Origin of the sequence: Endozoicomonas sp. (assembly GCF_965196975.1) — a bacterium.
Classification (GTDB): domain Bacteria; phylum Pseudomonadota; class Gammaproteobacteria; order Pseudomonadales; family Endozoicomonadaceae; genus Endozoicomonas.
Genome location: NZ_OZ239981.1, coordinates 5987932 through 6013076 on the forward strand (window position 1 = coordinate 5987932; position 25145 = coordinate 6013076).

Consider the following 25145-nt stretch of genomic DNA (forward strand, 5'->3'; position numbering starts at 1 on the left):
AAATCAGGGACGCCAATCGTATGAGTGATTATCTTGACGAGCCTCGTCTGCAAAAGCCATTACAGAAAGATGGTCAGCCAGAGATAACGATTCAGCGTGAATCCGCAACTGAGCAGACCAGCCTGATCGAAATCAGCGGCCTGAATAAGTGGTATGGTCAGTTTCATGTTCTGCGTGATATCAACCTGAATGTTAAGAAGGGGGAGAAGATCGTTATCTGTGGCCCTTCCGGTTCCGGCAAATCAACATTGATTCGCTGCATTAATTGTCTTGAGGAACATCAGGAAGGCAGCATTGTGGTGGATGGAACCCGTCTGACCAATGACTTGAAGAACATAGAAACCATCCGCCGTGAAGTCGGGATGGTGTTTCAGCAGTTCAATCTGTTTCCACACCTGACCATTCTGGAGAACTGCACACTGGCACCTATCTGGGTTCGTAAACAGTCCCGAAAGGAAGCCGAGAAGGTGGCCATGGAGTACCTGGAGCGGGTGAGAATTCCAGATCAGGCCAATAAATATCCTGGACAACTATCTGGAGGTCAGCAGCAGCGGGTAGCGATTGCCCGGAGTCTCTGCATGAATCCTGAAGTTATGTTGTTTGATGAGCCGACCTCTGCGCTTGATCCGGAAATGATTAAAGAGGTACTGGATGTCATGATCGAGCTTGCGCAGGAAGGGATGACCATGCTCTGCGTGACTCATGAAATGGGTTTTGCCCGGACAGTAGCCGATCGGGTGATCTTTATGGATGAAGGCCAGATTATTGAACAGGCACCACCGGAAGCGTTTTTCAGTAATCCCCGTTCAGAGCGAACCCGTAAGTTCCTTGGGCAGGTATTGAATCACTAAAGTTAAATCAGGAATGGGCTCTGCCAAATATTGGTAGAGCTTACCATCTTTGCATAATCTGCCAATTTTGCTGTTAGACTAATCATCCCACTCAGTATTATCAATTTCCTGATCATCATTGATCTCTTGCTCGTCATCACCATGTATGGCTTTATCCCTTTTGTTGAGTTCGAGCATCAGGGCTTCTTGAATTGATCGAGGCTTTGAATCTTGGCTTTTCTCTTTTGTCTCTTTAGCTTTTTTAGCTCTGTCAGCGGCTAAATTTTCATCTATTTCATTAGAGTTTAGCCTTTTTCGTGTAGCCTTTTCTTTTACTGTATCCAATAGCTCACTGTGCAGAGGAGAGATATTTTTCGCTGTATTGTCCTTTTCCGCAGCGATCTTTGCGTCAATCTCTGTGGAGTCTGGGCCACCTCTTTTTTCTTTTTCCTTCACACTGTCTGATAGCTCACTGTGCAATGAAGAAAGGTTATCTGTTTGTGTTTTCTTTTTCTTGGCCAGTGAGGCATCAATTTCAGCAGAGTCCGGGCTTTTTCTCTTCTGCTTGTTTGCTACTTTCATGAACAGCTCAGTTTCAAATGGGCGCTTTGATGACGTCTGCTCATCCATTGACGGACTTTCAGTTTTTGGCGTTGATTCAACGTTAGTAGCGCTTTGTTTTGTTGATACCCCGGATGATGAAACGTTTTCCTTCTTGTCAGCTTGGCCTTGTGATGAAGCAGCTTGTTGCAACCACTCTTTAGATATAGGGGGAGGTGGTGGAGCATCAGGTGAGAGATCATTCAGAATAGCCGTCTGATTGGTAGCCTGCTCCAGTGGAGTATCATTTTTCTGGGTGTTCTCAGAAGGGGCTACCACAGATTGTTCTGTATCTGTTGAAAAATGACCTCCATCGTTTTCAACGCTGACAGAAATATCGTCAAGTGAGGTATCGAGATCCTTTGCAGCTTGAACACTGCTGGTTTGTTTGGTCTGACCTGTATTTGTTGGCAGCTCAATTTTTTCTTCCTCGGCTGGGTCTGATGCCATTAACCAATCTGGGGGCGGTGGTAAGCTATCAGTATTAAGAACTGGATCAGGGTTAAGGGTATTCCCAGGGCTTGCTGCTTCGGTGATATCCGCTTTCACATCAGGAGTTACAGCATCATGCGCTTTTACTGTCTCATTCGGATTAATATCAGGAGATTCTGTAATCGTTTCTTTTTCGGGAATGTTGCCTTTCGACTGATCTAGGGAAGAGGGAGAGGAAAGATTTGTGTCGGATCTTTCTGGTTGTTGGGGTGAAGATTGAGGATGAGCTAATTGCAGAAGCTGGGTTACCGGAATTGCATCCGGGTGCTTAACCTCTACATGATCTGGCTGATTTACTGAGATTTCACATCTTTTGGTTTGCTCTTGTAGCTTGGCAAACCCTTGTGCACCTTTTCCAGTACCACCAGTATCTCTTCCTTCAATGATATCGTCCGTTGACACCAGTTCTTTGTTGATTGCGTTCAGTTTTTTCTCGGTAAGGGCGCTATCGATATCACCCAGTTTGGTTTGATCGTGTTGTTTTAGAATCCTGATAGCGGTATTCATTAATTTAGGAAGGTCTTTCTGGTCTTTCAGGTTATCTCCGGGAGGTATCAGGCTTATTGGGTTGTCTGGTTGAGACTTAAGCGTAATTTTGACTTTTAAACCTTTGGGTAGCTCCATGTTTTGGAGTGTTTCAAGGACATTTTCTGGGCCTTTAAGCAGAGATTCATTCAATTTGTCACAAGACAGGTTCACAAGCTTCTTTTCACTATTTGCACGAATCAGTTCGTCTGCTTGCTTTAGAAGGTCTGCCAGCTTTCTTTCCTGTGTTGCCATTGAGTGAGCGTTCGGCTCCTCGGCCCTTAAACCTGAAGTTGGCTGTGCTTCTGTTTGTTGGGCTGTCATCTCCATGAGCGATTTGGTTTCACTGGTTTTCTCAAGTTGCTGCCCATTTACTGATTGTTTTGGGGGAGCGGGCTTCACAACCCGGTGGTTATGAAGCCCTTCAGAGTTTTCAGTTTCTTTAGAACGCGGCTCGTAGTTGGTCGGGATAGAGCCAGCGCCTTCTACATTTTGATGAAATGGATATTTAGGTAGATTGAGCATGATGTATTGGAGTGAGCGATAGTATTGTTATTGGTATCGGCAGCTGAAGGAAATTATTCTGGAGGGATCTGAGTTGACGATGTCAGGCTATGCTGGAGTATGTATTAAAGTAACTTGGCACCTCACAAATAAACGTCAATAAACGATGAGTAGTTACTTACCTCTTTCGTTCTGAAACAAAAATATAACAGAACTGTCTAAAAAGCCTCTGTATCATCGCCAACAATTTTTATATAAGCGCCTAATGGGCTTCTGATGAAGGCTCATCAGAATCAGCAGGTTTGAGGGTATTATGCAGTTTCAGCTCAACCGTAAGGTCATTCTTGCCTCTGCTATTGCACTGGCTTCTCAGGTTTCTTTCGTTCAAGCCGCCGGTTACGGTATTAATGAGCAGTCCGCCAGCTATCTGGGAACAGGATTTGCTGGTCGTGCTTCCAATGCGATTGACGCTTCTATTTCTTCTTCCAACCCTGCAGCCATCAGCTTTGTAGAAGGTACTCAGGTATCTGTTGGTGCGGATGTGATTTTGGAAGGGGGGAATTTTGATAACGGTTCTTACGCGTCCAACCCCAGTGCTGCAAAGTCAACAGATGATTTTCAGAAGACAGCCTTTGTCCCATTTGGCTACTTTGTAATGCCCGTTGATGAAAAGTGGAGCTTTGGTCTGGCTGGTTATGCGCCTTATGGCATTGAGTTGGACTATGAAGATGACTGGATGGGAGCGTCATTTGGAGATAAAACCAGCGTTCAGGTAATAAATCTTCAAGGAACTGCGTCTTATAAGTTTACAGATGATTTTTCTGTGGGCTTTGGTTTAATCGGTTCTCATGTTAAAGGTGAATTAACAAGTCGACCATTTTCACCTGCTTCAGACGTCAAAGCCACTATTGAAGGCGATGACAACACTGTAGCATGGAATTTAGGCGCTTTGTGGAATGTCAGTGAACAAACAGCGCTTGGATTGGCCTACCATTCTAAGCTTGATTTTAGCCTGAAGGGCGATTTTGCCGTTGGGGAAATGCCTTCCAGCCCAGTAAAGCTGGACATCACAATGCCAGAAAAACTGATGCTTAGCGGTACTCATAAACTGGATGAGCGCTGGACGGTGATGGCGGATGTGACATGGACCCGTTGGAGCCGCTTTGAAGAGTTTAACGTTGTTAGCTCTTCTACTGGCAACTCTGTAAATTACGTTCCGATGAACTGGGAAGATACCTGGGCGCTTTCTCTTGGTACATCCTACCAGTTGAATGACCAATGGTTGCTTCGCGCCGGCTATATGTTTGATGAGTCTCCGGTGAATAATGAGAACCGGACGGTTCGTTCTCCAGATGCTAATCGAAACTGGTTCACTTTTGGTGCAAACTTAAAGCTTGCTGAAAATATGAATGTTGATTTTGCTTATGCTTATGTGAAACTTCAGGATGGTACTATTGAAGAGTACAAGCATAGCAACCCAAGCTCTGGACCAAGTGGTAACCCAATTACAGGTACATACAGCAGTAGCTCACACATTCTGGGTGCACAGCTGAATTACATGTTCTGATTGCCCCCTGAAGTCGTCTGGTCACTTTAACGTGGGCTGAAAATAGAAATGCCGGTTTGCTCTTCCTGCTGACCGGCATTTTTTATTTATTTTCTCTTTCCCTCCCTATACTCTTCTAACGATCGTAAGCATGACTTTGGCTTGCCCTAAGGAGGAAAACGAATGTTTTGGAAGACGGTTTCTGGGAAAAGGTTGGGAAAGCAGTTTATTTTCCTATCTTTTTTGGCAGCCTTGCTCTCTGGTTGCAGCTCGTTTAGTAAGAAAGATGTATCAAGTGCAGGACTATCTTCTGAGGTAGATCAGACTGATTGTCAGTCTCTCTCGACGTTGTTCAATAAAAGCAATAATGGCTTTGAAAGCATTCGTCTTCGCCCATCCTATAAAAATAAAATCACTCTCTGGAGCAGTCGTTATCAGTTAATTGCGAATCATTGCCAGATATGGCAGTGGGCTGATAAATACAGTTATGTATGTAACAAGGTTTATCCAGATCAGGAGACGGCACATCAGGCTTATGAGCTTGCTCAGACATTCATCAATCAGTGCTTGAGTGAAAACCCGGGTGGGTGGTATGAGCGACAAGGTGTTCTGGATGGGCGTGGAGAAGAAACCCAGTACTTGCTTGAAGAGCAGGTTCGAGGCTCTCTTAGAAAAATGAACTCTCCCGGATTGTTTAAAGATAGCTGGTCTGTTTATTTCTGGATTGATTCACCCTCCATGCTGCGCTGACGGCATGATATGGCTAGAAAAGCTTAGCGCAACAGGCTCAGAGCCTTTGTTACCGGTAAACCCCTCTCTGGCCATCACAATACAATGCATCAGGTAGTGTAAAATTCTGGAACTCAGGAAAAGGTACTGAACCTGTCTGGGAATAGTGCAGTTTTACTCTATGCTTTAGACTTGAAGTCACATGCAGGGTAAAACTGAATGGCAGTTTTAAAGGGAGCAGCGCTGGTTTTTTTGTGCCTGTATTCCCTGTATTCTCAGGCAACCTATCAGTACCCAATCAAGAACCCTTTTCTGGCTACTGTTCTTGGTACTCCTGAGTCCTTTCGGCCAGACTTGTCTGGACCTCCTATCAATGAGCTCAACCTGAAGATTTATCATCAGCTGGTTCCAGGGCCTATTCCGCCAACGTTCTCAAATACTAAGCGAACGACATTCAGGTTGGCCTGGCAGAGTAAACCTGCACCCCTTATTTTTGTTATTGCAGGTACAGGAGCTCGCTTTAATGCCAGCAAAGTTGAGTTTCTAAAAACCGTTTTCTACCGAGCTGGTTTTCATGTTATCCAGCTATCGTCACCAACCAGTTCAGACTTTATGGTAAATGCCTCCAGTACACACTTACCGGGCATTTCGTATCAGGATGCCAGTGACTTGTATCGACTGATGCAGGCTGCTTTAAGGCGGGTAAAGCAGTTTGATAAACGATTCTCCATTAATGGTGTGTATCTGGCTGGCTATAGTCTGGGCGCTCTGGACGCAGCCTTTGTCGGTGCCCTGGATGACAAAAGAGCCGAGATCGGTTTTCAACGGGTGCTATTAGTTAATCCTCCGGTTTATCTGGAGCATTCGGTTAATAATCTGGATAAGCTCACCAGTGTGAAAATTCCTGGTGTTGATAATACGACGGATTTGTTTGATCGATTCTTTAATCAGCTGGCAGAGTACTTCAGGAAGAATAATAACCTTGATATTGATGAAAGTCTGAAGGCTGCAATGGGTAGTGAAATTCAAACCATGAGCGATGGTGAGTTGGCATTACTCATTGGTGTGGCTTTCCGCTTTTCTTTGGCGTCACTGGTTTTTACGGCAGATGTTATGAACCAAACAGGGATGATTGTCCCAAAGGGGCGAACAATCTCAGTGACAGAAAGCCGAACACCTTTCTTTCATAAGTCAATGCACTGGAGCTTTAAGCAGTATCTGGATCGTATGTTATTACCGTCTCTCAATAGACAGCGAAAGCAACACAGCGAATTGTTTCTGACAAGAAAGGAAATATTTTTACAGAGCAGTTTGCCTGCATTGAGACGTTGGCTAAAACGGTCGAAAAACGTTGGTGTGATGCACAATGCGGATGACTTAATTCTGGATCAATCGGGTTTAACCTTTATTTACGACACATTTGGGCATCGTGCAAAGATTTATCCCTATGGCGGTCATATGGGTAACCTTCAGTTTTCAGTCAATGTACAGGATATGGTCAGTTTCATTAAAACAGGACGCTTTCCCGATGCGTAGTTTGTTCATGCTGATCTCTCTGTTTGTATGTTCTGCATTCGCTCAGGAAAGGATACCCTATTCAAACCCTATGGATCGGCTTGCTTTCTATGAACAGCACGGAAGTCAGGTTCAGAGTGACATAAAAAAGCTGACGTTCATCAATGTAAATGACCCGCTTGAACCCCTTAATCGCTTCTTTTTTCGCTTTAATTCTTGGCTGGATCGCTACTTGCTAAAGCCGGTTTTAAACCTTTATCGTGTCACGGTTCCATCCTTTTTGAGAAAAGGGGTTTCTAACTTTTTTCAGAATATGAATGATGTTCCTAATACGTTAAATAGTCTTGTGCAGTTTAGAGGTAAAGCTGCTATACGTTCAGGTATGCGCCTGGTTCTCAATACGACCGTAGGTATTCTTGGCTTTTTTGATCCTGCAGAAGCGATAGGGTTAACGTATCAACGCAATGACCTGGGCATGACTCTGGCCCATTATGGTGTGGGAGCTGGCCCTTACCTAATGCTGCCCGTGCTTGGACCAAGTAATGCTCGTGATGCTTTTGGACTTGCTGGTGATATTCTGGTTGAGGACAAGATTAATTTTCTGAAGGTACCTGAACATTACTATTCTGATCCCGCTGTCTTTGCAGTCTATGGAATCAATTATCGGTCAGAAATTCAGTTTACTTATGAAGATTTTGAATCGCCTTTCAGCTATGACGTAATCCGCTTTCTGTATACCAGAAAGCGGGAGCTGCAATTACAGTCTGTCTACTGAGACGGTTGTTTAACTTTGATCCTCCCGGGTAAACACCCACTCCTTATCGGAGGACATGCCTTCATTGAAGGCATAACCTTCATAGTCAAAACCTTTCATTTTTTCTGGCTGGTCAATGTTATGGTCGATGATGTATCGACACATCAGACCTCGGGCTTTTTTGGCATAGAAGCTGATAATTTTGTACTGACCGTTCTTCCAGTCTTTGAACACAGGCGTAATAATCTTCCCATTAATCTGTTTGGGCTGAACAGATTTGTAGTATTCATTGGAAGCAAGGTTGACCAGTACCTGGCTCTTCTGACTGGCTAACTCTTTATTCAGCAGTTCTGTAATCATGCTTCCCCAGAACTGATAGAGATCTTTTCCCCGCTGATTGGCAAACCGTGTTCCCATCTCCAGACGGTAGGCCTGCATCAGGTCCAATGGGCGGAGAAGACCGTAGAGGCCGGAGAGAATTCTCAAGTGCTGCTGGGCAAAAGCAAGCTGTTTTTCATTTAGGGTTTCAGCATTAAGACCTGTGTAAACATCGCCCTTGAAGGCCAGCAGAGCCTGCTTGGCATTCTCTGGACTGAATGGTGTAGACCATGCCTGAAAGCGAGCTGCATTGAGTTGAGACAGCTTATCGCTGATACTCATCATGCTGCTAATATCTGCTGGACTTAATTCGCGCAGTTCTTCAATTAAAAGAGCTGACTGGTCGAGAAAGTCTGGCTGGGTGAATTTTTTTGTTATGGATGGTGTTTCGAAATCCAGAGTTTTGGCTGGAGAAATAACGAGCAGCATTAAACACTCCCTGATTATTCAAAAGGGTGATATTGATGATAATAGTAGAGCAGGGAGGGCTCGTTTAATAGAGTGAAAAGGTTAATAAAGCCTATTGTTACTATTGATAACAGCTATCGTTGAAAGCCAAACCGGTCAATTCACTCTCATGAATGTGTCATTGGTAATGACCCTTGATTTCCAAGTCTCCTGACCCTGCCACTGTATTAGGGCCATGGTGTCAATTTTATCGGGTTCTCCTGCGGTTTCAGACTTGCGCAGCAAACCACTCATTGCAATTGTAACGGGAGAGCCACAGCTCTTCATACTCAGGCTTAAGGCAAACGAATTGCTATTGTGGACCGCCTGTACTGGAACTTCCTTACCAATGCAGGCCTGAGTATTGGCAACTGCAGTGGTGAAGTAACCTTTTAACAGGTCTCCTCCTGTGCTTTGCAGTGTTAATAGAGACCCACGTTGATTTTTCCACGTGCCTGAAAAGTTGACATGACTGTCTGAGTTTGAATCCTGGGCAATTGAGGGGGGAACTCGCTTTGCTGCCTCAATAGATAGTCCGGTAATCAGCAATACCACCATCAAAAGAAGAAGATATATACCTGACTTCATCATCATACTCCTTACTAAACCTACGCGATGTGCGACTTTGTCTGAAACTATCTCAAATTACTAGCCCGGATATTTCATAAACTGCCCCGAATCTCGGGCAGGACTTTGTCGCCCTAAGGGATTTTGTGAGGGAGTGCCGTACCGGGGAGTACGGTCGACCGAGCAAAACTCCCTTAGGGCGGCAAAGGACAAGCGAGAACGGGAGCACGTTTATGAAATATCCGGGCTAGCATAATGGTAAGTCCAAGTTGTATCTTCAAAATCACGCAATTATTTGCTTTCCGTTTTTTAATCTTCGGAAATAAGGTTCTCAAACTGTATTGCAGGACGACCAGCAATTATATTCAGATAAGAACCAATATTATGTGCCAGTAACTTCCGAGCGATACGTGATGTCATATGCCATCTATCTCGACAATGGCACTTTTCTATTTCAAAGCGCTCTGTCAATTGACCTATCACTGTTTCTATTCTCCGTCGTACCCGTAATACCAGCTTTACAAACGACTTCGGACGTTCATCTTGCATGTTTTTTCTCAGTGGCGTCTGAAGATCAATACCTAATTCCTGACAATCAGCTTTAAACTCAGGCCTTATATAGCCCTTATCGCCAAGCAAGAGGCCAGAAATGGTCTCGAGCATGTCATAGGCTGCATCACGCTCATCTACGTTCGCTGCGGTCAGAGTAAAACCCACAGGAATCCCTCGTGCTTCAACCAGCAAATGCCCCTGAAAGCCATAGAACTTCTTGTCCTTGGAAGCGCAGTAACCATAACCAGCCTCAGCTTTAAAGATACGGCTCTGTGGTGCACGGGTTCTGACGACAACATCAATCGGAAAACCATCGATTAAATGGATATCTGCATTATCTGCATGCATCATCTGGACTATACGAATTTGCAGTCGTTGTTTCACATGCCATAAGTTGGCGGCCTGTTTGACAAATGCCGAGCGTGAAGGAATGTCAGGAAACAGGTGTCGCCAGTGTCGGGTAAAATACTTCCAAATCTCAGTGTCCTTATGATGCCCAAGCCATTCACCGACAACTTCCATGGTGATCGCTTCACTATCAGTGAGCTTTGGTGGAAACCCTCGAAGTCGCAGTGGTACAGGAAAAAGCTCTTTTACCAAATCGTCGATCAAGCAGTAGACTGTAGTGATAAACTCTTCAACGGGCATGACTGAAACCTTCTTTGCTTTCTACTGCTTTTAATAGCAGAAAGCAGGATCAGTCATGTCTCCTTATGCAAACCTAAAAGTCGCACATGGCGTAAACCTGTTAAATCTAGACGATGATAGAGATTTTTTCTCAGGCTGGTTTGAACTGATTTACGTATTGTTTAGGCATCTCTGATGCTGATGAGGAGGGCTCAATGGATTACTGTTTTCAATTTGACACAAAATCAACCTTCTTAATTCCATAAATATGTCTAGTTTTAAACAGGTTTTTTAATCAAGCCAAAGATATGATCTGGCTACAGGTGTCTTAAGGGGAACAAAGGCTTATGGCAGGCTTTCAGTTGAGGGAAGTCCTGGAGAAAAGACGTTCAGAGCAATTATATCGTGAGCGGCTGGTGCTTGATGGTCCTCAAGAGCCAGAGGTTCTGGTTAATGGTAAGCGCTATCTGGCTTTTTGCAGTAATGACTATTTGGGATTGGCTAATCACCCTGAGGTTATTGCACGGTTTCAGCAGGCTGCAAATCGATATGGTCTTGGGGGCGGTGCTTCTCACATGATCATAGGCCATAGCCGGGCTCATCATGAGCTGGAAGAAGCATTAGCATCGTTTACCAGAAGGCCAAGAGCATTACTGTTTTCAACAGGCTATATGGCCAACCTGGGGGTCATCAGTGCCCTTGTAGGAAGGGGGGATCTTGTATGTCAGGATAGGCTGAATCATGCCTCCCTTCTTGATGCTGGAAGACTCTCGGGGGCTAGGGTCCTGCGATATCGTCATGCTGACTCAGAGGCGTTAACGAATCGCTTATCGAGTAGTCATGCGCACCGTAAGCTGATTGTGACGGATGGTGTGTTCAGTATGGATGGTGATTTGGCACCTTTGTGTGCGCTGGCGAATGCAGCGGAGAAAAATGATGCCTGCCTTATGGTGGATGATGCCCATGGTTTTGGGTTTCTGGGGGAAGGAGGGCGGGGGAGTATCAGTCACTGGCAGCTTTCAATAAAGCAAGTACCGGTGCTTGTAGGAACTTTGGGGAAAGCGTTTGGCACATCCGGTGCTTTTGTTGCTGGCAGTGAAGAGCTGATTGAAACATTAATACAGTTTTCCCGCTCTTATATTTATACAACGGCTATGCCCCCTGCCATTGCTGATGCAACTCAAGTCAGTCTTAAGGTTTTGGAATCTGAGAGCTGGCGTCGCGAACACCTTACCGATCTGATCAAACTATTCAGGGATGGTTGTCATGCTATGGGCATACCACTGATGGAATCAATGACACCCATACAGCCTATTCTGGTGGGAGGGGTGGAGCAGGCACTACTGGTCAGTCAGAAATTGGCAGAGCTTGGTTTTTTGATTACGGCTATTCGTCCTCCAACGGTACCCAGGGGAGAGGCTCGCTTGAGAGTGACTTTGAGCGTCAGTCACTCTCGCAAGCATGTTGATTATTTACTGACGGCGTTAGCCAAGGTTAAGGAGTTTTTGAATACTTCAAACTAATTAAACGACACCGTACGACAGCATGGCGTCGGCCACTTTAGTAAAGCCGGCAATGTTGGAGCCACGTACGTAATCAATAGTGTCATCCGATTGCTGACCATACCTTTTGCTCTGCTGGTGGATTTTGAACATGATCTCTTCCAATCGTTTTTCAAGCTCTTCTTTTGGCCAGGAAAGGCGCATGCTGTTTTGCGACATCTCCAGACCGGAAACAGCCACACCTCCAGCATTGGCTGCTTTGGCAGGTGCAAAAAGGATACCGGCTTCTCTCAGGTAGTGGCTGGCTTCCATTGTAGTTGGCATATTAGCGCCTTCAGCCAGCGCAATGCAGCCATTTTTGACCAGTGCTTTCGCATCATTAAGTTCCAGCTCATTTTGTGTGGCACAGGCAAATGCAACATCACAGGGAAAGCCCCACACTTTTTTATCTGGGTAATAATCACAGTTAAAATGTTCAGCAAACTCGCTGACTCTTCCACGATGTTTTTCTTTCAGGTCGATCAGATAATCGAGGTGTTCTTGAGTCATCCCGGAAGGAACATGGAAGCTGCCAGCAGAGTCAGACATGGCGACAACCATAGCCCCGAGCTGCATGGCTTTTTGTGCAGTGTAGAGTGCAACATTGCCCGATCCGGAAACGACACACCGCTTCCCTTCCAGTTCATTCTGATGAGCTTTAAGCATTTCTCGGGTAAAAAAGACTGTGCCATAGCCAGTGGCCTCTTTACGAATCAAGCTTCCCCCGTAGGCTAACTCTTTACCCGTCAGTACACTTCTAAATTCATTCTGCAGGCGTTTGTACTGGCCAAACATATAGCTGATCTCCCGAGCGCCTACACCAATATCGCCTGCAGGAACGTCGGTATGGGCACCAATATGTTTGTGTAGCTCGGTCATAAAGGATTGGCAGAAGCGCATGACTTCCCGGTCACTTTTACCTTTTGGGTTAAAGTCAGCACCGCCTTTGGCTGAACCCAAGGGCAAGGTTGTAAGACTATTTTTGAAGGTCTGTTCAAAACCAAGAAATTTGAGAGTATCCAGTGAGAGATTGCTGGTAAATCGAAGGCCACCTTTATAGGGGCCTATGGCATTATTAAACTGCACCCGATATCCACGGTTTACACGGATATGACCTCCATCATCTTCCCAGCAGACCCTGAACATAATGATTCGATCTGGTTCTGTCATTCGCTCCAGAATTCGGGCATCAATGTATTTCTGGTGATGATTAATATAGGGAATAACGCTTTCAGCTACTTCATGGACTGCTTGATGGAACTCAGGCTCATTAGGGTTTCTGCGAGCCAGGCCATTCATGAAATCATCAAGCTCAAGCTTTTTGGCGAACATGGAAGACACCTGCAGGAAAGAGTGATTTATTTTCTATATTTTGTCTTACCGAACCACATAGCCAGCTTATCAACTTCCTCTTTCTGGTGTCTGTAATCATTACCGAAAAATAGAAAGCCCCGGCTTTTAAGTTCCGGGGCTTTGCGAAGGTGATGAATTAATTAAAGGTGGGCTTCTGCATAAGCGGCCAGAGGTGATCTGGGTACTCCCTGAAGCTGCATAGAACCTCCATGGGGGAAGTGCTTCAGACGTTCGGTCATGTAGGTCAGCCCGGAACTGGTGGCTGCCAGATAAGGTGTATCAATCTGGGCCAGGTTCCCCAGGCAGATTACTTTACTGCCTACACCAGCGCGGGTGATGATGGTTTTGATCTGGTGGGGTGTCAGGTTCTGACACTCATCAATGATAATCAGACTCTGTTGGAAACTCCTTCCGCGAATATAATTCAGCGACTTGAAGTGCAGTGGTACTCGGTCAAGAATGTATTCCACGCTGCTGTTGGTGGATTCATCATCATTATGCAGCGCTTCGAGGTTATCGGTAATAGCACCCAGCCATGGCTCCATTTTTTCTGCCTCGGTACCTGGCAGGAAACCAATATCTTCATCCAGTCCTCGGGTGGAACGCGTTGCTATAATCCTACGGTACTGCTTGGTTGCAATCGTCATTTCAATAGCGGCTGCAAGAGCCAGAATCGTCTTACCAGAACCAGCTGCTCCATTAAGGTTAACGAGATGAACATCCGGATCGAGAAGAAGGTTTAAGGCCATGGCCTGGTTAATATTTAATGGTCTTAACCCCCAGGCTTCCTGATGCATCAAGCTTTCTCTGCTGTAGTGCTGAAGACTTACCTGGTCGTCTGATATATCGATGACTTTTGCTACAAATCCTTGGTCGTCTAAGAGAAACTTATTGAGATAAAGTTCTTCTGAAAACTCACTTTTGTTCAGTGTATGGATGGTTTTTCCATCAAGTTGTATGGTTTTTACCTCATTTACTCGATCCCAGAAGTTGCCTTCATAGTGGATATAGCCTTTGGTCAGTAAACCAATATCACTGACCAACTGATCGCTGTGATAGTCCTCAGTGAGAATCCCGCAGCCTCTGGCTTTGAGACGCATATTGATGTCTTTGGTTACCAGAATAAACTGCCGGCTTGGATGGGCTTTCTGGTACTGACAGATGTCGTTAATTATTTGATTGTCATTATTAGTGCTAGGCAGTGTTGCAATTTTATCATCGGCATGGCTCATCATGATGGAGAGCGTACCAGACGTTTTATTGATGTGATTTCTCTGGATGGGAACACCCTGCTCAATCTCCGCAGGTGTTGCTGTACCAAGAATGTTATCTATGAGTCGAATGGCCTGACGGCAATCAGCCGCAATGGTTTGTTTTCCGTTCTTGAGTTTGTCCAGCTCTTCCAGAACGGTTATGGGAATTAGTACCTGATGTTCTTCAAAATTAAGGATCGAGTTAGGGTCATGAATAAGGACGTTACTGTCCAATATGTAGGTGGTAGTGATGGGTGAGTTATTTGGCCTGGTTTCCAAGGCATGTCCCATAGGCAGCTCCCTTGTCTGTTTTTGGGGTCACTCATATTTGATTCTTATCGAAAAGATTTAATCCGGCAAGGTTAAATTTCGATGAAGAATAAAAAAAAATTTTTGTCCTCCAAAAGGGTTTAAATTGACGTGTTTTACTTCTATGCTTAATAGGATGTATCGCCTTTTATTATAAAAAATTTACTATTTCTTGATTTGTTATTTCTTTTTCTTATTAATATCTTAGCTCGTTTGACCAGACGGAGGTGTTTACTCCGCCTGCACGACGAGTTTAATGGTGTTTGCTGCTTCGGGGATCAACAAGAAGCTGCTCCGGAGGATAGTCTTTCTTCAGTTTATCGCCCAGCAGCGCCTCAAGATCCGGGATAAGAAACGAGTCATCTTCACAGGCAAAGCTTATACTGGTGCCGCTTGCCCCTGCTCTACCCGTTCTGCCAATCCTGTGGACATAATCATCAGGGTCTTCAGGTAGGTTGTAGTTGATGACATGGCTGATCCCATCAATATGGATTCCACGGCCTGCAACATCGGTAGCTACCAGTACAGAAATTTTTCCTGAGCGGAAATTTTCTAATGTCCTTAGACGTTTGTTCTGAGGGACTTCACCTGAGATCTGGTCTGCCTTGATGCCAATCCTTTGCAGCTTTTCAGTCAGTTTTCGTGTCTGATCTCTGCGATTAGTGAAGACAATGACTTTCTCCAACTGGTGGTGGTTAATCAGATTGACCAACAGGGGAAACTTCTGCTCAGAAGAAAGTATGTAAACCTTCTGTTCCACTGTGTCCGTAGCAACACTGTCAGGCTCAATCTCTACTTTTACCGGGTTCCAGGTCCATTGTTCCCCAAGTCTTAATACATCATCAGTAAATGTTGCTGAGAATAATAGCGTCTGGCGGTCTCCGGGTCTCGGGGTCATGCGGATAATACGTCGCACCTGTGGGATAAAACCCATGTCCAGCATCCGGTCAGCTTCATCAATAACCATAACTTCGACAAGATCCAGAAACAGGTCTTTGCGCTCACAGTAATCCAGCAGGCGCCCGGGAGTTGCAACAAGAATATCAACATAATTCTCGCTGATACGTTTGCGTTGCTTTTCATAATCCATGCCGCCCACAACGGTGACAACATGCATTGGCAGATACTGTGTCAGGGCTTCTGCATCTTTACCAATCTGCAAAGCCAGCTCCCGTGTAGGTGCGATGATAACGGCGCGAGGCTCGCCAAGGTAGCGTGTGTCTGGAGGTGGAGTCTGAATCAGCTGCTTGATTGTGCTGATGAGGAATGCTGCCGTTTTGCCAGTTCCTGTCTGAGCTTTACCAATAGCATCGCGACCCGCCAGAGTAGTACCCAGTACCTCCGCCTGAATAGGTGTGCAGTACTTAAAGCCTTGGTCAGCAATCGCATGCATCAGTTCACTGGGCAATTCAAAATCATGAAAACGGGTCTTTTCAGGATCAGGAGCTACCTGAAACTGGCTGATACTCCAATTGTCATGCTCTGGTGTTTTGCGAACTGACTTTCTGCCTGTTTGTTTTGGACGTTTTGATGATTTGCTCTGGCTACTGCTTCTGGAACGTGAAGCCTGTTTGCTGTTGCCAGAAGACTCTTTTCTACCCTTTTCAGGGGTGGAAGAGTCTTTATTTGCACTTCTTTTCTTGAAAAAACCTAGAAAACCACTCAATGCCTTAATCTCGTTCCTTTCAGTCCTGAAAAATGGCTTTACCTGTTGAAAGCCGGGTGAGCCAGCTATAAGGATACAATCTTTATCCTGGTCGTCGCAGAGATTGGCGAGGAAGAAGTTAGCTGGTAGGTACCATTTCTACTTTACCAGTTACGAAAGTGGTACCTCGTGAAAAAGTCTGAATAGCATTCAGAATTTTCACGATAAATGACATAGCGTATTATCGCGCCGATCTAATGGACAAATCAAACGAACTCTACGGAATAGCATGAATCAATGAAATAGTATTTTCCACCTGGCACGTTTTGAAGGCAAGGTGGAAAATTTTTATGGCTATGTGTGAGGTGACTTATGGTGACATCTGATCAAAATGTATCGTGCTTATCCATGTCGTCAGAAGGGTCGTCCTCAGGCTTCTTGCCCAGCCATAACTGCTCTGATTTGGTTTTTTTGGTAACTTTTCTTTTTTTCCTTTCAAGCCACTGCTTGTTAAGAACCAGAATCAATGCTGGGTCGGGAACCGACCTGACGGATAAATGCTTGAATACAGCCGCAAAAAAGCTCGCCTCTTCTGCAAACTTCTGATTTTTTGCTGCTAAAGACTCTGCTTGAACAGGGTCTGGCATACAGCGATTACCAATATAGTTAGATAACGGACAAGAACTCATTGTTATCACCCACTAACTGCCTGAAAATTAAATAATAGTCAGATTCTATCAGATTTTAAATTAGACATTAGTCCCCCTATTGTCATAAGGGGTGGATCGCTTCTGATCATTAGGGCATCCGGGTGACCCCGGATGAAATCGAGAACTTCTGTGTTCTTGCCGTGTGTTATTTATAAGTAACTATTCAGCACCCTTCATATAAATCTGGAATTTTCTGATTTTTCGACCATCATCTTATACTCAATTTTTCTAACAAATCTCCAGTATGGAACCAGACTTCCCAGCTACTCCGTTTACCGAAGCTCTCCTTAAAGAGAATGAAGAGCTTCGGACCGAGAATGCGCTTTTACGGGAACGTTGCAGCGAACTGGAAGAAAGGGTTAATAAAAACAGTCAAAACAGTAGTAAGCCACCATCGTCAGATGGTTATCAAAAGCCCAGTAAAAAAGGGAGTGATAAAGGTGATACATCTTCCAAAGAAGCCCCCTGCTCCTCACAGGAAACACCGAACCCCAAAAGCCTTAGACCATCTTCAGGCAATAAACCAGGTGGCCAGAAAGGTCATCAAGGCTCTTGTTTGAGACGTGTCGCCTTACCCGATTATGTCAGGCATCTGAAGGTTGAAAAATGTTGCTGTTGCCAGTCTTCGCTTATCGATATTAAACCCACCAAATACATTGAGCGACAGGTTTTTGATCCAGGTAGACCCGGAGAATTTGAAGTTACCGCGTACTGGGCAGACGTTAAAGTATGTCCTTGTGGTAAACGGAACACCGCTGAGTTTCCCCAAGGAGTGAAAGCCGCTGCTCAATACGGAGAAGTGACTCAGGCAATGGCTGTTCATTTAAACCAGTATCACTTCATCCCATATCACCGGGTGTCTGAGTATTTCAATACTATTTATTGCATGAGTGTCAGCGCAGGCTCTGTTGCCAATTTTGTTGCCTATACCCATGAGAACCTGGCCTCTACTGAGCAGAGTATCCGCGATGCTTTACAAGAAAGTCCGGTTGCAGGAGCGGATGAAACTGGCATGCGGGTTGACGGTTCACTGTGGTGGTTACACATTATGCGAGATGACCAATGGACGCTTTACTACCTCTCAGAAAGGCGAGGTTGTGAAGCAATGGATGCAATGGGCATCCTGCTGACTTTTGCAGGCATTCTGGTTCACGATCATTGGAAGTCCTACTTTGCCTATGCGGCAGTGCATGTGCTTTGTAATGCCCATCATCTGAGAGAGCTTCAGGGAGTTGTCGATAGGGATGCGAATAAGCTGGCTCTGCGGCTGATGAAATTGCTTACGCTCTCCTGGCACTTCTGCAAGAAATACAAAGCAGCCGGTCTGACTCAAATGCCTGGTGCAATACAGCTTCGCATTGAGACGATATACGACCAAATCCTTCAAAGGGCTCTCACGAAGGAAACCGCTTATATGGAAAAACAACGACAGGTGCTTGGACGTAAGAAGGTCAGGAATACCAAGGCCTACAACCTGTTCAAAAGGCTTATTGAGTTTAAGGTTGAAACGTTGCGCTTCATGTCGGACTTTTCAATTCCCTTCGATAACAATGGCAGTGAACGTGATGCCAGGATGGCCAAACTTAAGCAGAAGATCTCAGGCTGCTTCAGAAGCGAAGACGGAGGTACCATGTTTACCCGAATCCGAAGCTATTTATCATCTGCTAAAAAGCAGGGGTTGAACATATTTCAGGCGCTTCTTAAAGCGGTTCGAAATTACAACAATACGCCTTTGCTGGGTGCTGAATAGTTACATTTATAATTTAAGTAAATCGTATTTCTATATCCTTACCGCAGTTCTGCAACAATTTCTTTGCTAAAGGACTTCTCACAATAGTGGCACTTTAGTTGAATATCATTGCTTTTTTGGCGAAGGTAAAAATAGCTTTCTACCGGCTCATTATGAGTAATACAGTTAGAATTGGGGCATGGGAAGGCCGCTCGCAGAGTTTTTGGGATGGCCATAGTAAACTTGTCCACTACCCGGTAGTCATCAATCACGTTGATGGTTGCGCTTGGGGCAAAGAGAGCGAGCTCATTGGCCTCCTGCTCAGTGAACATTCGGCCTTCAACTTTGATGATATCTTTGAAACCCTGGGCTTTACTGGGTAGATTGAAGCCAACGGTAATGCGGGCCTCACTGTTCAGCAAGTGAAGACGGTCAAGGATCTTAACGCCCTGGCCAGCAGGGATATGGTCGATGACGGTTCCCTGGCAGATGGCTTCAACCTGAAGTTTGTTACTCATCGATCATTCCTCACAGTGTTTCATTCAGAATCAGTGCCAACAGTGCCTGACGGGCAAATACCCCATTTCTGGCCTGTTCGAAGTAATAGGCATGAGGGGTCTGATCGACTTCAACGGCTATCTCATCGACTCTTGGAAGAGGGTGCAGTACTTTCAGATGTGCTGGTGCTTCTTTCAGAGTTTCATTGGTTAGCACATAGTTTGAGGCAATGTGCTTATACTCGGTTTCATCGAATCGTTCTTTCTGAACCCGGGTCATGTAGATGATATCCGTATCGGCAACCACTTCTTCTATGCTTTCAGCCCGACGCCACTTGATACCTTTTTCATCCAGCTCCTGCAGGATGTAGTCCGGCATTGCCAATGCATCCGGAGCAATAAAATTAAATTCTGCATTAAAGTGGGTCAGGGCCTGAGCCAGAGAGTGGACTGTTCTGCCATATTTCAGGTCACCGACAAAGGTGACTTTCAGGTTATCCAGTCGTCCCTGACACTCTCTTATGCTGAACAGGTCCAGAAGGGTCTGGGTTGGGTGTTGGTTGGAACCATCACCGCCATTAATAACGGGGGCGCTGGAGAATTCTGAGGCCAGGCGAGCAGCACCTTCCTGGGGGTGGCGCATCACCACTGCGTCGGTGTAGGAGCTGATGATTTTGATGGAATCCGCTAGCGTTTCCCCTTTTTTGGCCGATGTGTTGCCACCATCCGCAAAACCAATCAGGGTGCCACCCAGCCGTTGAACCGCCGTTTCGAACGAGAGACGTGTACGGGTTGATGCCTCAAAAAAACAGCTGGCAATCACTTTGCCCTGCAATAGACCGGGGCGTGGCGTTTGTTTGAGCTCAGCTGCCACTTCAAGAATTTGCTCCATGTCTTCCCGGGTAAGGTCAGCTATGGAGATAATGTTCCTGTTAAAGAACCTGTTTCCCATGGGGGTAATACCTGTCGCCTTTGGTCATTTTTAAGTCAAAAAAAAGCCCCTGGATTAAGGGGCTTTTTTTAGAAATACTGATAGCTTGGTTGAATTTGAACCAATAATAAGAATCCTGCTTTCTCTTGTGACTGACTTATGTTTCGTGTACAAGCGCAGTTTCATCGGAGTCCCATTTTGGATGCATTTCTCTCAGGTTAACTCTTTCTGGTAAAAGAGTCAGCTTTGCCAAGTAATAAAAGCTATCTGGTTGACAAATTGTTCGAAATTTTACACTTCAGTTGTCGTTGGTCAAGCGATTTCTGGCTGTCTGGTCTGAGGAAGGGCGGGCTGCCCAAAAACTGGCCAGGCCTGTACCAATAATATTCTGGATGATACTGAACAAGGCAGAAGGGATGGCGGCTAAAACAGAGAAGTGCTTTACAGCCAGTGCTGATGCCATTCCACTGTTCTGGGTACCAACCTCAATTGCAATGGTTCGGGCAGTGATTTGATCTTGCCCCATCGCACGCGACAGGGTATAGCCTGCAATCAGACCTGACAGGTTATGAAGAACCACAGCAAATAGTGTCAAAGTGCCTAGGGAAATTAATGCACCAGCATTTAATGCGACTACCAGACAAATAGCCGCAGCAATACTGAATACCGCTATTTTAGGGAGTATTGGCTGAGCCCGTGTGACCAGTTTTGGCAGTTTGGCTTTGATGAGCATTCCGAAGAGCACCGGAATAATGATCATTTGCGCAATGCTGAGCAGCATTGCACCCCGGTCAACTTCAATGACTTCTTTTAGGTAAAGCGCCGTAACCCATGGGGTTACGATAACAGAAGCCAGAGTTGATATGGCTGTCATGCTGACTGAAAGTGCTACCCGACCACCTGCAAGGTAAGTCAATACGTTAGACGAAGTTCCCCCAGGGGCTGAACCCACCAGAATCATCCCAATCAGTATTTCCCGGGGAAGTTCCAGGAAAAGGCTGATAGACCAGGCGAGAGCCGGCATAAGTAGAAATTGGAGAATAACTCCGATAAGTAATGGTCGTGGTTCTTTAAAGGTCTCCTGTAGATCCTGAGTTGTGATGGTTAGCCCCATTACAAACATGATAAGCGCTATTAAGGGGATCAGTGCATTCTTAAACTGGGTAAGCTCCGGACTGAAAACATAGCCAATGATGCTGGCTAACAGAGCCCATAATGGCAACAGAAGGCTAAAATAGTCTCGCATTTCGGAAGTTGTGAAACCTTAAGATAATAAAGAGATCCTGAAACTATAGACTGTATTTTTGGTCAGGGTTTCCCCGCGACTGACACGGTATTCGTACCTTGCCACCATAGGTTGATATTGAGCCAGTTAAGGTTTTGTATATCTGGGTGTTTTAGGTTTTTTCTATAAGCTATAAATATTTTATCTTTGTGCCATTTAGGAATCATATAGTTATTCCAAAGCAGTATACGATCCATCGCTTTGCAGATATCAATGCTTTCTTGATAGTGGTTAACATGATTGAAGAGGGTCAGTAAATTATCAATGACAGGGTCTTTTACTCCTGCCAGATTGTTGCTGCCTTGTTCATTAGCTGCCTGGCTGCTCCATGAGTGCTGCTGCTCAATGCCAGGAAAAGATGAGTGCCAGAAGTGCCAATCGATCATATCAAAATCAAAACGCTGGGCTCGTTTTCTAAAAAGGCTGTGATCCAATACTTTGATATTCATGTGAATACCTACTTCAGCTAATGCTTTTCGGTAGGAAGCGAATAGACGTTCTGAAGATGCAGGTGATACTAGAAGCTCAAAAACCATCGGCTGGTTGGTTACTGTATGGCGTATCTCACCATGTTTTAATTGCCATCCAGCTTCGTTTAAAAGTTGTAACGCTCTGATTTTATTATGCCTGTTTTGACCATTATGATCGGATTCTGGCTGTTCAAATACTTCATGTAATATTTCAGGTGGGAGAAGTTCTTTGTACTGCTGTAGCAGCTTGAGCTCCCCAGTTGACGGAGGTGATAGGGAGGCCATTGGGCTGTTGACATAAAAGCTGTTTGTACGCTGATATTCAGAGTAAAGAAGGCTTTTATTAATCCACTCGAAATTAAATAGTAAGTTGAGAGCTATGCGAACCTTTCGATTCTGAAATAATGACTTGCGAGTATTGAATACCAGTGCATTCATACCATGAGGGTGTTTAAGTTTGAGCTTCTCTTTAACGATGTCACCTTTTTGAATCGCAGGAAAATTATATTTCTGATGCCAGTTTCGCGCATCACCTTCTATACGCAGGTCATAGGCTCCAGCTGCAAATGCTTCTAATGCAGCGTGATTATCTCGATAGTAATCAATCTGGATGGTGTCAAAATTGAACAAGCCCTTATTTACTGGAAGGTTGCTCCCCCAGTAGTCCTCAACTCTTTGATAGGTAATGGACTTGCCTGGAATAACCCTGGCAATTTTCATGGGACCACTGCCCAAGGGAGGTGTCATTGTACTCTGATCAAAGTTCTTGTCTTGCCAGAAGTGCTTCGGTAATACGGGTAAATGTGCCAGTAAAGCAATTGACTTGATGGTTCGATTGCTCTCATGCATATCAAATTGAACGCGGTGGCTACTGGTGGCCTCAACACCAGAAAGATACTGAAACATCCGTTTGAAAAAAGGTGGGCCATTCTGCTTCAGGGTTTTTGCGGTAAATACAATATCTTCTGCTGTCACTGGGTGCCCATCGTGAAAGCACGCTGCAGGATTGATATTAAATGCGACCCATGAAAAATCTTCAGGATACTCTACATCTACTGCTATTTGAGGATATAAAGTGTATGGCTCATCCTGTGAGCGTGTCATTAAGCGATCATAGATAGTGAAAAGGTAGTCTGGGGGCTGTCCTTTTGTCGCGTATTGATTGAGGCTGTCGAAACTGCCAACCCCTGCCAGCTTTAACATCCCTCCTTTAGGAGCGTTAGGGTTTGCATACTGAAAATGCAGGAAATCATCAGTATATTTTGGAAGACCAATCAGTGCGATGGATCTTTGCTTTAACGATCTTATCTGGACATCTTCTGCCCGAAGTTGAGAGATTGGAATGAACAATCCTAGGCATATTGCGTAGAGACTGTTAAATGCAGATATAGAGCGCATTATCTATGGGGATACTGAGAGCTTACAACGATTAGTCCGGAAGGTATAACTGCCTTTTACAATAGTACTGGAGCAATCGTCAGGCAAAGTCTGAAGACTCGATTGAAAATACAACGATGATGTTAACACTCGCTTGTTTCACTAATGAGTAGCTTGGAGATCACATACTTTTTACTATTTTAACCGCTTCTATTCAAAAACAGAGGGGTTCGCATTCAAGAACTATTCACTGGCATGGTTAGGATAGTGAAAATTGCCTGCTTGGATAGGGAGGGTAATGGGGGGGGCGGAATATGTGAGCATGAATACTCTTTACAGGGGGGGGAGCTGATCTATAAAGCGTCTATCTTCCTTTTACAGCCCCCAGGTATCTCAATGGTAAGGTCACTCTCTGGCTTGCAGCAGCAGGCCAGTATTTTCCCTTCAGGAATAAAGGCTATGGGTTCGTTTGTATAGGATACATCTCCATCAATAAGGTTTATCTGACAGCTTCCACAGAACCCCTCTCGACATTGATACTCAACTTCCACCTTTTCCTGCTCAAGGGCTTCCAGAAGGGTTAATTCTTTACGGGGGATAAAGCTGAAACCTTCAAGAATTTTAACAATATGAGCCATGGTATTTCGCCTGTATTAGCCAGACCTGAAACAGGGCTGGCTATGGGACGTTTTGTATTGAAACTGCTTACAATCTCATTAAGTGAAGAGCTTATAACGAAAAATTACTGAAGTCCTCAGACTGCACTTCACTGTCAATTTGCCCAACCAGGTAGGAGCTGACCTCCACCTCTTGAGGAGCAACCTGAACGTTGTCGCTGTTAAGCCAGCTGTTCATCCAGGGAAGAGGGTTCTGTTTGATGGCAAACGCCGGTTCAAAGCCAACGGCAACCATTCGCTGGTTGGTGATGTATTCAACGTACTGGCCAAGGATGTCCCGGTTCAGTCCAATCATGGAGCCATCACGGAACAGGTAGTCTGCCCAGTCTTTTTCCTGTTCTGCCGCATCAATAAAGATCTGTCTGGCCTGGTCTTTCAGCTCACGGGCAATCACTGCCATTTCCGGATCATCTTTGCCGTCAGCCATTAATTGCAGGATATGCTGGGTGCCGGTGAGGTGAAGAGCTTCATCCCGGGCGATCAGCTTGATGATTTTGGCATTCCCTTCCATGGTGGAGCGCTCTGCAAAGGCAAAGCTGCAGGCAAAGCTGACGTAAAAGCGGATTGCTTCCAGTACGTTCACGGAGACAACGGTCAGGTAGAGTTTACGTTTCAGATCCGTAATGCTGATGTTAACTTCTTCGCCATTGACCGTATGCTTGCCTTCGCCAAGCTGGTGGTAGAGGCTGACGCCTTCGATCAGGGCGTCATAATAACGGGTGATATCCTTGGCGCGCTTGGTAATAGCTTCATTCGTCACGATATCGTCGAAAATACGGGCCGGCTCGGTAACAATATTACGGATAATATGGGTGTAGGAGCGGGAGTGAATGGTTTCACTGAAGGCCCAGGTTTCAATCCAGGTTTCCAGTTCCGGCAGGGAAACAATGGGTAGCAGGGCAACGTTAGGTGAGCGCCCCTGCACTGAGTCCAGAAGTGTCTGGTATTTCAGATTACTTAGAAAAATGTGCCTTTCATGGTCACGAAGCGCAGCAAAATCGCGACGGTCAGTCGAGAGGTCCACTTCCTCAGGGCGCCAGAAAAAGGAGAGCTGTTTTTCGATCAGCTTCTCAAAGATAGGGTATTTCTGGACGTCATAACGGGATACATTGACATTACGGCCAAAGAACATGGGCTCCTTAGTGGCATTGAAGTGTTCCTGGTTAAATGTGGTGTATGTCATTGTTTGATTTGCCCCAATTCAGTGGTTTCCGCGCATGGTTATCTGGCCGGCTTTTCAGCCCGGGCAAGAGTGAAGCGAACAGTGTTTTTTATCTATAAGCATTTACGCTACAGGCATTG

General features: G+C 45.2%; 21 protein-coding genes. 7 read left to right on the plus strand and 14 right to left on the minus strand.

The window, feature by feature from the left end; translation table 11 throughout:
- The first annotated feature begins 20 nt into the window (after window positions 1-20).
- Window positions 21-851 carry an amino acid ABC transporter ATP-binding protein gene (locus tag ACOCLE_RS26445; RefSeq protein WP_419534952.1) on the plus strand — a complete coding sequence of 277 codons (831 nt, stop codon included), beginning with the start codon at window positions 21-23 and terminating at the stop codon, window positions 849-851.
- Between the two features lie 78 nt (window positions 852-929).
- On the opposite strand, the gene ACOCLE_RS26450 is transcribed toward ACOCLE_RS26445, so the two are convergent.
- Window positions 930-2972 carry a hypothetical protein gene (locus tag ACOCLE_RS26450; protein WP_419534953.1) on the minus strand — a complete coding sequence of 681 codons (2043 nt, stop codon included), beginning with the start codon at window positions 2970-2972 and terminating at the stop codon, window positions 930-932.
- Window positions 2973-3264: 292 nt separating this feature from the next.
- Here ACOCLE_RS26450 and ACOCLE_RS26455 point away from each other — a divergent pair, with 292 nt between their 5' ends.
- The 4 genes from ACOCLE_RS26455 to ACOCLE_RS26470 all read left to right on the plus strand — a co-directional run bounded on the left by ACOCLE_RS26455 (window position 3265) and on the right by ACOCLE_RS26470 (window position 7516).
- Window positions 3265-4518, plus strand: coding sequence for an OmpP1/FadL family transporter (locus tag ACOCLE_RS26455; protein WP_419534954.1), 1254 nt, complete (start codon window positions 3265-3267; stop codon window positions 4516-4518).
- A 162-nt stretch (window positions 4519-4680) separates the two neighbouring features.
- The gene (locus ACOCLE_RS26460; protein ID WP_419534955.1) at window positions 4681-5247 is read left to right on the plus strand and encodes a hypothetical protein; all 567 of its coding nucleotides are present in this window, start codon (window positions 4681-4683) and stop codon (window positions 5245-5247) included.
- Window positions 5248-5445: 198 nt separating this feature from the next.
- A complete protein-coding gene (locus tag ACOCLE_RS26465; protein WP_419534956.1) occupies window positions 5446-6762 on the plus strand; it encodes a hypothetical protein in 1317 nt (438 codons plus the stop codon).
- On the plus strand, window positions 6755-7516 hold the full coding sequence (locus tag ACOCLE_RS26470) for a VacJ family lipoprotein (RefSeq protein ID WP_419534957.1): 762 nt from the start codon (window positions 6755-6757) through the stop codon (window positions 7514-7516). The genes ACOCLE_RS26465 and ACOCLE_RS26470 overlap by 8 nt, the downstream gene beginning before the upstream one ends.
- A gap of 9 nt (window positions 7517-7525) precedes the next feature.
- Here the strand turns inward: ACOCLE_RS26470 and yaaA are convergent, their stop codons facing one another.
- The 3 genes from yaaA to ACOCLE_RS26485 all read right to left on the minus strand — a co-directional run bounded on the left by yaaA (window position 7526) and on the right by ACOCLE_RS26485 (window position 10087).
- Window positions 7526-8302 (minus strand): peroxide stress protein YaaA, encoded by a 777-nt coding sequence (yaaA, locus tag ACOCLE_RS26475; protein WP_419534958.1) that lies wholly within the window; start codon window positions 8300-8302, stop codon window positions 7526-7528.
- 135 nt (window positions 8303-8437) lie between these two features.
- Window positions 8438-8914, minus strand: coding sequence for an avidin/streptavidin family protein (locus tag ACOCLE_RS26480; RefSeq protein ID WP_419534959.1), 477 nt, complete (start codon window positions 8912-8914; stop codon window positions 8438-8440).
- Window positions 8915-9196: 282 nt separating this feature from the next.
- The gene (locus ACOCLE_RS26485; protein ID WP_419533099.1) at window positions 9197-10087 is read right to left on the minus strand and encodes an IS982 family transposase; all 891 of its coding nucleotides are present in this window, start codon (window positions 10085-10087) and stop codon (window positions 9197-9199) included.
- 326 nt (window positions 10088-10413) lie between these two features.
- Between ACOCLE_RS26485 and bioF the strand changes: the two genes are divergently transcribed.
- Complete coding sequence (bioF, locus tag ACOCLE_RS26490; RefSeq protein WP_419534960.1) at window positions 10414-11589, plus strand: 8-amino-7-oxononanoate synthase; 1176 nt, start codon at window positions 10414-10416, stop codon at window positions 11587-11589.
- Here bioF and gdhA read toward each other — a convergent pair whose 3' ends face one another.
- The 4 genes from gdhA to ACOCLE_RS26510 form a co-directional block, all read right to left on the minus strand.
- Entirely contained in the window at window positions 11590-12939 is a 1350-nt protein-coding gene (gdhA, locus tag ACOCLE_RS26495) for an NADP-specific glutamate dehydrogenase (RefSeq protein WP_419534961.1), read from the minus strand.
- 161 nt (window positions 12940-13100) lie between these two features.
- Entirely contained in the window at window positions 13101-14504 is a 1404-nt protein-coding gene (locus ACOCLE_RS26500; RefSeq protein ID WP_419534962.1) for a PhoH family protein, read from the minus strand.
- Window positions 14505-14775: 271 nt separating this feature from the next.
- Window positions 14776-16188 (minus strand): ATP-dependent RNA helicase RhlB, encoded by a 1413-nt coding sequence (gene rhlB / locus ACOCLE_RS26505; RefSeq protein ID WP_419534963.1) that lies wholly within the window; start codon window positions 16186-16188, stop codon window positions 14776-14778.
- A 365-nt stretch (window positions 16189-16553) separates the two neighbouring features.
- Window positions 16554-16865 (minus strand): hypothetical protein, encoded by a 312-nt coding sequence (locus ACOCLE_RS26510; RefSeq protein ID WP_419534964.1) that lies wholly within the window; start codon window positions 16863-16865, stop codon window positions 16554-16556.
- A 256-nt stretch (window positions 16866-17121) separates the two neighbouring features.
- Here ACOCLE_RS26510 and tnpC point away from each other — a divergent pair, with 256 nt between their 5' ends.
- The gene (gene tnpC / locus ACOCLE_RS26515) at window positions 17122-18627 is read left to right on the plus strand and encodes an IS66 family transposase (protein ID WP_419532963.1); all 1506 of its coding nucleotides are present in this window, start codon (window positions 17122-17124) and stop codon (window positions 18625-18627) included.
- Window positions 18628-18665: 38 nt separating this feature from the next.
- Here tnpC and pyrI read toward each other — a convergent pair whose 3' ends face one another.
- The 6 genes from pyrI to nrdB form a co-directional block, all read right to left on the minus strand.
- Window positions 18666-19124, minus strand: coding sequence for an aspartate carbamoyltransferase regulatory subunit (gene pyrI / locus ACOCLE_RS26520; protein WP_419534965.1), 459 nt, complete (start codon window positions 19122-19124; stop codon window positions 18666-18668).
- Window positions 19125-19134: 10 nt separating this feature from the next.
- Window positions 19135-20055 (minus strand): aspartate carbamoyltransferase, encoded by a 921-nt coding sequence (pyrB, locus tag ACOCLE_RS26525; RefSeq protein ID WP_419534966.1) that lies wholly within the window; start codon window positions 20053-20055, stop codon window positions 19135-19137.
- A 277-nt stretch (window positions 20056-20332) separates the two neighbouring features.
- Complete coding sequence (locus ACOCLE_RS26530) at window positions 20333-21280, minus strand: bile acid:sodium symporter family protein (protein ID WP_419534967.1); 948 nt, start codon at window positions 21278-21280, stop codon at window positions 20333-20335.
- A 62-nt stretch (window positions 21281-21342) separates the two neighbouring features.
- On the minus strand, window positions 21343-22992 hold the full coding sequence (locus ACOCLE_RS26535; RefSeq protein WP_419534968.1) for an extracellular solute-binding protein: 1650 nt from the start codon (window positions 22990-22992) through the stop codon (window positions 21343-21345).
- Between the two features lie 527 nt (window positions 22993-23519).
- Entirely contained in the window at window positions 23520-23804 is a 285-nt protein-coding gene (gene yfaE / locus ACOCLE_RS26540) for a class I ribonucleotide reductase maintenance protein YfaE (RefSeq protein WP_419534969.1), read from the minus strand.
- 91 nt (window positions 23805-23895) lie between these two features.
- Window positions 23896-25026 carry a class Ia ribonucleoside-diphosphate reductase subunit beta gene (gene nrdB / locus ACOCLE_RS26545; RefSeq protein WP_419534970.1) on the minus strand — a complete coding sequence of 377 codons (1131 nt, stop codon included), beginning with the start codon at window positions 25024-25026 and terminating at the stop codon, window positions 23896-23898.
- Window positions 25027-25145 lie beyond the last annotated feature (119 nt).

What these genes read in the sequence shown, in the direction of transcription:
- ACOCLE_RS26445 (WP_419534952.1), top strand. Translation starts at nt 21, where the DNA reads ATGAGTGATTATCTTGACGAGCCTCGTCTGCAAAAGCCATTACAGAAA.
- ACOCLE_RS26450 (WP_419534953.1), bottom strand. Translation starts at nt 2,972, where the DNA reads ATGCTCAATCTACCTAAATATCCATTTCATCAAAATGTAGAAGGCGCT.
- ACOCLE_RS26455 (WP_419534954.1), top strand. Translation starts at nt 3,265, where the DNA reads ATGCAGTTTCAGCTCAACCGTAAGGTCATTCTTGCCTCTGCTATTGCA.
- ACOCLE_RS26460 (WP_419534955.1), top strand. Translation starts at nt 4,681, where the DNA reads ATGTTTTGGAAGACGGTTTCTGGGAAAAGGTTGGGAAAGCAGTTTATT.
- ACOCLE_RS26465 (WP_419534956.1), top strand. Translation starts at nt 5,446, where the DNA reads ATGGCAGTTTTAAAGGGAGCAGCGCTGGTTTTTTTGTGCCTGTATTCC.
- ACOCLE_RS26470 (WP_419534957.1), top strand. Translation starts at nt 6,755, where the DNA reads ATGCGTAGTTTGTTCATGCTGATCTCTCTGTTTGTATGTTCTGCATTC.
- yaaA (WP_419534958.1), bottom strand. Translation starts at nt 8,302, where the DNA reads ATGCTGCTCGTTATTTCTCCAGCCAAAACTCTGGATTTCGAAACACCA.
- ACOCLE_RS26480 (WP_419534959.1), bottom strand. Translation starts at nt 8,914, where the DNA reads ATGATGATGAAGTCAGGTATATATCTTCTTCTTTTGATGGTGGTATTG.
- ACOCLE_RS26485 (WP_419533099.1), bottom strand. Translation starts at nt 10,087, where the DNA reads ATGCCCGTTGAAGAGTTTATCACTACAGTCTACTGCTTGATCGACGAT.
- bioF (WP_419534960.1), top strand. Translation starts at nt 10,414, where the DNA reads ATGGCAGGCTTTCAGTTGAGGGAAGTCCTGGAGAAAAGACGTTCAGAG.
- gdhA (WP_419534961.1), bottom strand. Translation starts at nt 12,939, where the DNA reads ATGTTCGCCAAAAAGCTTGAGCTTGATGATTTCATGAATGGCCTGGCT.
- ACOCLE_RS26500 (WP_419534962.1), bottom strand. Translation starts at nt 14,504, where the DNA reads ATGGGACATGCCTTGGAAACCAGGCCAAATAACTCACCCATCACTACC.
- tnpC (WP_419532963.1), top strand. Translation starts at nt 17,122, where the DNA reads ATGGAACCAGACTTCCCAGCTACTCCGTTTACCGAAGCTCTCCTTAAA.
- pyrI (WP_419534965.1), bottom strand. Translation starts at nt 19,124, where the DNA reads ATGAGTAACAAACTTCAGGTTGAAGCCATCTGCCAGGGAACCGTCATC.
- pyrB (WP_419534966.1), bottom strand. Translation starts at nt 20,055, where the DNA reads ATGGGAAACAGGTTCTTTAACAGGAACATTATCTCCATAGCTGACCTT.
- ACOCLE_RS26530 (WP_419534967.1), bottom strand. Translation starts at nt 21,280, where the DNA reads ATGCGAGACTATTTTAGCCTTCTGTTGCCATTATGGGCTCTGTTAGCC.
- ACOCLE_RS26535 (WP_419534968.1), bottom strand. Translation starts at nt 22,992, where the DNA reads ATGTTAAAGCTGGCAGGGGTTGGCAGTTTCGACAGCCTCAATCAATAC.
- yfaE (WP_419534969.1), bottom strand. Translation starts at nt 23,804, where the DNA reads ATGGCTCATATTGTTAAAATTCTTGAAGGTTTCAGCTTTATCCCCCGT.
- nrdB (WP_419534970.1), bottom strand. Translation starts at nt 25,026, where the DNA reads ATGACATACACCACATTTAACCAGGAACACTTCAATGCCACTAAGGAG.